Annotated in this window: 4 protein-coding genes; all 4 read left to right on the top strand. The window is 67.6% G+C overall.

Annotated elements, in window-relative coordinates; genetic code table 11:
* Positions 1 to 147: 147 nt before the first annotated feature.
* A complete protein-coding gene (locus JGS39_RS37780; RefSeq protein ID WP_219574297.1) occupies positions 148 to 1470 on the top strand; it encodes an RNA-guided endonuclease InsQ/TnpB family protein in 1323 nt (440 codons plus the stop codon).
* A 379-nt stretch (positions 1471 to 1849) separates the two neighbouring features.
* Positions 1850 to 2986 carry an ABC transporter ATP-binding protein gene (locus JGS39_RS37785; protein WP_219574298.1) on the top strand — a complete coding sequence of 379 codons (1137 nt, stop codon included), beginning with the start codon at positions 1850 to 1852 and terminating at the stop codon, positions 2984 to 2986.
* Positions 2987 to 3193: 207 nt separating this feature from the next.
* A complete protein-coding gene (locus JGS39_RS37790; protein WP_219574299.1) occupies positions 3194 to 3607 on the top strand; it encodes a hypothetical protein in 414 nt (137 codons plus the stop codon).
* A gap of 34 nt (positions 3608 to 3641) precedes the next feature.
* Positions 3642 to 4352, top strand: a complete 711-nt coding sequence (locus JGS39_RS37795; RefSeq protein ID WP_219574300.1) for a nucleotidyltransferase family protein — start codon at positions 3642 to 3644, stop codon at positions 4350 to 4352.
* Positions 4353 to 4416 lie beyond the last annotated feature (64 nt).

The following is a 4416-nucleotide window of genomic DNA, read 5'->3' on the forward strand; positions in this document are numbered from 1 at the left end:
GCTACGAGCACGCGCGCGAGCCCTCACTCTACACAGCGCCCCACCCGCCGATCCAGGAAGTTCCCCCGCCCCGTAACCGCCCGAGCACCCGTGCGTTAAGAACACTGACGTACTGATCCGGATATCGGACAGCCGGGGAAGAGAAGCATGACGGACACCGCAGACGAGCCGACACGGGTGACCGGCGACGAGGCCAAGCGCATCAAGCGTGAAGCTCTGCAACGCGTGTACCGGTACCGCTTCTATCCGGATCCCACACAGGCCGAGCAGCTGGAGAAGACCTTTGGTGCCTGCCGCTGGGTCTACAACGAGGGGCTGGCGCTCCGAGTGGGTGCCTGGGAGCGGCATCGGGTCTCGGTGGGGTTCGCTGAGACCTGCCGGGCTTTGACGGGGTGGCGGCAGGCTTCGGCGACGTCGTGGCTGCGCGAGGTGTCCTCGACGGTGTTGCAGCAGTCGTTGCGACACCTGGACAGTGCGTTCACGCGGTTTTTCAAGCAGTCGGCGAAGTACCCGCAGCGCAAACGGAAGCACCTGTCGCGGGACTCGGCAACGTACGTACGAACGGGTTTCCGTTGGGCGGAGGATACGGATCGGCCCGGTACGGGGCTGGTGACCCTGGCGAAGCAGACAGTGCCGTTGGACGTCCGGTGGTCCCGGCCGTTGCCGGCCGGGGTGACGCCGGTGAAGTTGTCAGTGACGCGGGACCGGGCGGGCCGGTATTTCGTGGCCTTGCTGGTCGAGGAGCGGATCAACCCCCTGCCCGCGGCCTTCGTGCCGGGCGGGCGCGCACCGAAAGCCGTGGGGATCGATCTGGGACTGGCTGCGCTGGTGACTCTCGATGACGGCACGAAGGTGGATCACCCGCGGCTGCTGAAGAAGTACGAAAGGGAGCTGGCTCGGCGGCAGCGGGGGCTGCATCGCAAGACGAAGGGATCCAGGAACAGGGAAAAGGCCCGAGCGCGCATCGCCCAGCTGTACGCGCTGATCGGCGACGTGCGCAGAGACATGCTGGACCAGCTGACCACCCGCCTCGTGCGCGAGAACCAAGTGCTCGTGGTGGAGGACCTGGCCATCATGAATCTGCTGCGTCCGACGGTCGGAAGGGGGCGCCGGAGCAAGGCCCGGCTGAGCCGCTCGATCATCGATGCGGCCTGGGGCGAGCTGCTCCGGCAGCTGCGCTACAAGTGCGCCTGGTACGGGCGGACGCTGGTGATCGTGGACCGCTTCTTCCCGTCGACGCGTCGTTGTTCCGGCTGCCACGCCAAGGGGCCGTCACTCGATGTGTCCGTGCGGGAGTGGACATGCGCGGAGTGCGGTGCGAAGCACGACCGGGATGTGAACGCGGCACGGAACCTCCGGGAGGAGGGCATGCGGCTGTACTGGCTGGCGGCCTCCGCGCTCCCGCCGGGGCGGACACCGCCGTCAGTGATCAAGGCATCGGAGCTCGCGGACGTACTGCTGGCTGCGTGAAGAAGTGAAGGACTGCGATACGGACCGACGGGCCGTCGGCCGTAGAGCCTGTGGAGTCCGCGTAAGACCGGTCGAGGAGGCCCTTCAGGGGCGTGTTCAGCCGGCAGGGGTGTTGAAGCAGGAAGTGCTGAAGGTGGTACGAGACCAAAAGTCCGGTGCTCTGCCCCCACGTGCACAGGGTCAAAAGTGCGTCGCTCTGCCCCAGATCTCAAGCGTTGTCCACACCCCCGCTCCCCTGGGAGATTTTCCTCCCCAGAGAACTACTGACAGATCCCAAATCGCCAGGTAGCGTCGCTGAAGGTTCACCCAGTTGGACCAGACCACTCCCTTTACAACGGATCGTCCGGCACGTTCCTGCCGGTTGAGGAGAAGATTCAGCATGGCCAGTGTCACGTTCGACAAGGCGTCCCGCGTCTACCCCGGCTCCACGAAGCCGGCCGTCGACCAGCTCGAGATCGACATCGAGGACGGCGAGTTCCTCGTCCTCGTCGGTCCCTCCGGTTGTGGCAAGTCGACCTCCCTGCGCATGCTCGCGGGTCTCGAGGACGTCAACGGTGGCGCCATCCGCATCGGTGACCGCGACGTCACGCACCTGCCGCCGAAGGACCGGGACATCGCCATGGTGTTCCAGAACTACGCGCTCTACCCGCACATGTCCGTCGCGGACAACATGGGCTTCGCGCTGAAGATCGCCGGTATCAACAAGACCGAGATCCGCGCGAAGGTCGAAGAGGCCGCCAAGATGCTGGACCTCACCGACTACCTGGACCGGAAGCCGAAGGCGCTCTCCGGTGGTCAGCGTCAGCGTGTGGCGATGGGCCGCGCGATCGTGCGTGAGCCGCAGGTCTTCCTCATGGACGAGCCGCTGTCGAACCTCGACGCCAAGCTCCGTGTCTCCACCCGTACGCAGATCGCCTCGCTCCAGCGCCGTCTGGGCATCACGACCGTGTACGTCACGCACGACCAGGTCGAGGCCCTCACCATGGGTGACCGTGTCGCGGTCCTCAAGGACGGTCTGCTGCAGCAGGTCGACTCGCCGCGCAACATGTACGACCGCCCGGCGAACCTCTTCGTGGCCGGCTTCATCGGCTCCCCGGCCATGAACCTGGTCGAGGTCCCGATCACCGACGGTGGCGTGAAGTTCGGCAACAGCGTCGTCCCGGTCTCCCGCGAGGCGCTCACCGCCGCCGCGGACCGCGGTGACCGCACCGTCACGGTCGGCATCCGCCCCGAGCACTTCGACATCGTCGAGCACGGCGGCGCCGCAGCGACCGGCCTGTCCAAGGCGTCCTCCGACGCCCCGGCCGGCCTGGCCGTCTCGGTCAACGTCGTCGAGGAGCTCGGCGCCGACGGCTTCGTCTACGGTGCCGCCGAGGTCGGTGGCGAGCACAAGGACCTGGTCGTCCGCGTCGGCGGCCGTGCCGTCCCGGAGAAGGGCACCAAGCTCCACGTCGTCCCGCGCCCGGACGAGCTGCACGTCTTCGCGACGTCGACGGGTGAGCGTCTCACCGACTGATCCCGCTCTCGCTGTACGGTGGCCCCGCACGTTCCGCGTGCGGGGCCACCGCGCGTTCGGGGGTTTGGGTCAACGGGGGCAAATTCCCCGGCACAACGGTCATTTCACTCCGGGACGTCAACACGGGATTCGAAAAGCACACTCGAACCATCCCCCGCGAGAGTGACGTAATGTCGCCTGGCCATCACTGCCCGCTACGCTCGCTGCGTGACCCACACCGCGCGCCGTATCGGCCGAACCCTCGCTTTCGTACTGCCTGTCGTCATGGTCCTGTCCGGGACCCTCGCGGTCTCCGCCGTGCCGTGGGCAACTCACAACTCCGATTCGACGCTGCTCACCGCGTCGGCCCAGACCGTCTCCAAGCGTGCCAAGGCGCGTACCCCGCAGGACATTCTGCGCGACAAGCTCCTGCTGGAACTCCAGGAGAAGGACCCGGGCGTCGCGTTGACGGATCTCCAGCGGGCCGTGGAGGGGCGTCCGTCGCTCGCCCGGCACTGCATGTCGATCGCGAAGGCGCTGGGCAAGGCCGCGGTCGAGCAGTACGGTCCGACGCGCGCGCACCGCTTCTCCCGTCCGGTCTGTGACACGTCGTTCGCCTCGGGTGTCGCGCAGTTCAGCTGACCGCCCCGGCCGGGCACGGCATATCGTGCCTGGCATGCATACGTTTCCGACGCAGGCCGTGATCCTGGCGGGTGGCCAGGGGTCACGGCTGCGCCCGTACACCGATGACCGCCCCAAGCCGATGGTCGAGATCCCGGGTACCGGGACGCCGATCATCGGCCATCAGCTTGCCTGGCTGGCCGCCGAGGGCGTGACCGACGCCGTGGTGTCGTGCGGGCATCTCGCCGAGGTGCTGCAGGAGTGGCTGGACGCGGCCGTGCTGCCGTTGCGGGTGACGACCGTGGTGGAGTCCGAGCCGCTGGGCCGCGGTGGCGGGCTGAAGTACGCGGCGGCCCGGCTGCCCGATCCGGAGCAGCCCTGGTACGCGACCAACGGTGATATCTGGACCCGTTTCTCGTTGCGTGAGATGGCCGCGTTCCATGCGGAGCGTGATGCGACCGCGACGCTGGCGCTGGCCCGTCCGCGCATTCCGTGGGGTGCGGTGGAGACGGATACGTTCGGGCACATCACGGACTTCATCGAGTCCCCGCCGTCGCCGTATCTGATCAACGCGGGTGTGTACGTGTTCTCTCCCGCGTTCACGGGGATGCTGCCGGACCTGGGCGACCATGAGCGGACGACGTTCCCGAGGCTGGCGCGGGAGCGCAGGCTGGCCGGGTATCCGTTGCCGCACGGGGCGTACTGGCGGGCCATCGACACGGCGAAGGACCTGACGGAGGCGGCGAAGGAGCTGGACGGGCAGTAGGTCCCTTCCCGGGCCGCATCGAAGCGGAAGGGGCGGGCACCGGAATCACTTCCGGTGCCCGCCC

The sequence above is a fragment of the Streptomyces poriferorum genome (genome assembly GCF_019399235.1).
Taxonomy (GTDB): Bacteria; Actinomycetota; Actinomycetes; order Streptomycetales; family Streptomycetaceae; genus Streptomyces; species Streptomyces poriferorum.

Bases quoted from the DNA above. Each gene is read 5' to 3' on its own strand.
- JGS39_RS37785 (WP_219574298.1), top strand. From the start codon at position 1,850: ATGGCCAGTGTCACGTTCGACAAGGCGTCCCGCGTCTACCCCGGCTCC.
- JGS39_RS37795 (WP_219574300.1), top strand. From the start codon at position 3,642: ATGCATACGTTTCCGACGCAGGCCGTGATCCTGGCGGGTGGCCAGGGG.
- JGS39_RS37780 (WP_219574297.1), top strand. From the start codon at position 148: ATGACGGACACCGCAGACGAGCCGACACGGGTGACCGGCGACGAGGCC.